Source organism: Candidatus Symbiopectobacterium sp. (genome assembly GCF_020054415.1).
Lineage (GTDB): Bacteria > Pseudomonadota > Gammaproteobacteria > Enterobacterales > Enterobacteriaceae > Symbiopectobacterium.
Genome location: NZ_JAHWCO010000061.1, coordinates 1 through 2,163, shown reverse-complemented (window position 1 = coordinate 2,163; position 2,163 = coordinate 1). Strand labels below are relative to the sequence as shown.

Below are 2,163 nucleotides of genomic sequence, written 5' to 3'. Positions count from 1 at the left end.
GGGAACTCAATAGCATAATCAACAACCGCGCGTTCAGTGGCTTCGTCGGCGCGGTTCTTCAGGTTCGGAACCCGACGGTTCTGGTTAACCAGCGCATCAATGCCGCCTTCAGCAGCCAGTTCCTGATAACGGTAAAATGTACCGCGTGACACGCCCATGATCTTGCAGGCTTTTGATACGTCACCGAGTTCTTCGGCGAGATTGAGCAGGCCGGCTTTGTGTTTGATAATGGGATTGTTAGTATGAAGCATGAGAGTTACCTCGCGTTTTGTTTAAGGATTAGACACCCATATCAAAACCGTTAACTCTCAACCTTTCAAGGTCCAGTGTCAGATCTAGTCGCGACTAATACAAATTATGAGTAACACACTTGGTGTTATAAATTGATTTTCCTGCCGCCGACCACCAATCCTGATGATTGTCCATCAGGGCCATAAAGGCTCTGACCATGGCGAGGTTTCAGTATCGCAATGGCCTCATTAGTATAGGAAATGTGCTGATTCAGCAACATGCCATTGTGCTTGTTCATATCATGCAAATGAGCCGTTAATGCTTGAATAGCCTGCCAACGTTCGAATAGCTCAGCATCTGATTCGTAGGGAGCATGAAGCTGCAAGCGATTTTCAATTTCCTGCCGATTCTTATCAAGATATTGCACAGTTGCCAAGGTGGCACTTTTAGTATCAGTAACCTTCTGTAAAGCAACGCTGTTAATATGACCAGCACCGAGCAGGGCTTGCTCTTCTGATAAGATAGTGTTCAGCTGGTCTAGGGTATCGAGTACCGCATCAAGCGTTGTTCGCAATTTTTCCATAATTATCAATTAGTCGCCAAGAAGTCTTGAGTATCTTTGATCAGTGCATCTGCGATTTTACCCGCATCAATCTGTAAAGAACCATCACGAATGGCCTGCTTCAGCGTTTCCACACGATTCATATCGATATCTTGTGTGCCAGGCTGCATCAAACGAGCTTGCGCGTCGCTCAGCTTAACCTGGGTTCCTGCCACTTCGCTTTGGGTGGGCGTTTGTACACGTTTTTGCTTCGTCGCTCCACTGGCGTCGCGAGACTGTACTTGAGTGACAGGTTTCAGCGGCTGGGTGCGTTCAATGCTCATAATGTTACCCTCTAAAATGAGGTGTCAAAAGGTTAAATAATAACCTGATTCCACTCAGGTTTACATAAACGCCACACGAAAGGAAGGGGCGACGCAAAATTTACTCTGTAGGTATCATCGGCAACAATGACGAATACTTTAATTTATTATTGCGCAATATAAATAACACCGTCTTCACCCGCAATACCACTGACGATTTGCCCTGATGCCATACGTACGCGCACGGATTGACCAACAGCAGCGTTACCCATTGCTTTTCCTTCACTGTTAATACTAAAGCCTACGCCTTGCGCCAGCACCTGTACCGTTTGGCCTGATTTAACTATCCATGCACGACGGAGCATGGCGCTGGTCAATGGTTGTCCCGGCGACAGATCGCGCAGTAACACGGCCCCTATAGCATCTTTAGGCAACAGCAGCGCACGTGGCGGCAACAAGTCTAATCGCCCTGTCTTTTGCCTCAGGTCAGACGTAGTCAAAGCGACTCCGCGGCGTAATTGCCGAGCGCTCACCAGGTAATTCCCTGTGACTTGTACTTCAGCCTGAATGAAACGCCGCTGGTCGCCACAACGAACGGATACACTGACATTACCCCAGACGCGAGTATTGTTTGACAACGCGAGCACGGGAGCTTCGCACTGCGGCCATTGCTCCGGCGGAGATTTAATCATAACGGTGACGCTACTGTGCTTGTCTGGAAAACGCGCATAAAAAAACTGATCGAGTTGAGCCTGTAAATCGGCTGCAACGGCAACGTTCACATTCCCTATCAGGCCGGTCAGTAGCGCAAAAATAGCGGAATAAAATGGTTTTTTCACTGACTTCACCTCTTGAAGATCACTGCCTTATCTATACCCAATAAACCTAAAGATGCAGGTTTGAGCACCTGAAAATGATCGTGAATTCTGGACGTCAGCGAGTCCGCTATTTCTGGTAGCGTATTGGTGAAAAAATTGAATATTGCATCCCGAAAATCGCGGGTGTTTTCAAAATAGCGATTATTCCGTGCATGCTCATTCATCACTTTCCACAGGCGTTCTATCGCGT

4 protein-coding genes and 1 pseudogene are annotated in these 2,163 nt (G+C 47.5%); all 5 read right to left on the bottom strand.

All coding sequences use genetic code 11. The features are described from left to right. A partial coding sequence (locus QZ506_RS02035; RefSeq protein ID WP_291968688.1) for a helix-turn-helix domain-containing protein occupies positions 1 to 251 on the bottom strand: 251 nt, incomplete at its 3' end. 125 nt (positions 252 to 376) lie between these two features. Continuing rightward, a complete protein-coding gene (locus QZ506_RS02030) occupies positions 377 to 814 on the bottom strand; it encodes a flagellar export chaperone FlgN (protein WP_291968686.1) in 438 nt (145 codons plus the stop codon). A 5-nt stretch (positions 815 to 819) separates the two neighbouring features. Next, the gene (flgM, locus tag QZ506_RS02025) at positions 820 to 1,116 is read right to left on the bottom strand and encodes a flagellar biosynthesis anti-sigma factor FlgM (protein WP_291968683.1); all 297 of its coding nucleotides are present in this window, start codon (positions 1,114 to 1,116) and stop codon (positions 820 to 822) included. A 146-nt stretch (positions 1,117 to 1,262) separates the two neighbouring features. After that, on the bottom strand, positions 1,263 to 1,910 hold the full coding sequence (flgA, locus tag QZ506_RS02020; RefSeq protein ID WP_291968690.1) for a flagellar basal body P-ring formation chaperone FlgA: 648 nt from the start codon (positions 1,908 to 1,910) through the stop codon (positions 1,263 to 1,265). 29 nt (positions 1,911 to 1,939) lie between these two features. Next, positions 1,940 to 2,163, bottom strand: a pseudogene (locus tag QZ506_RS02015) (hypothetical protein); the annotation flags it as partial.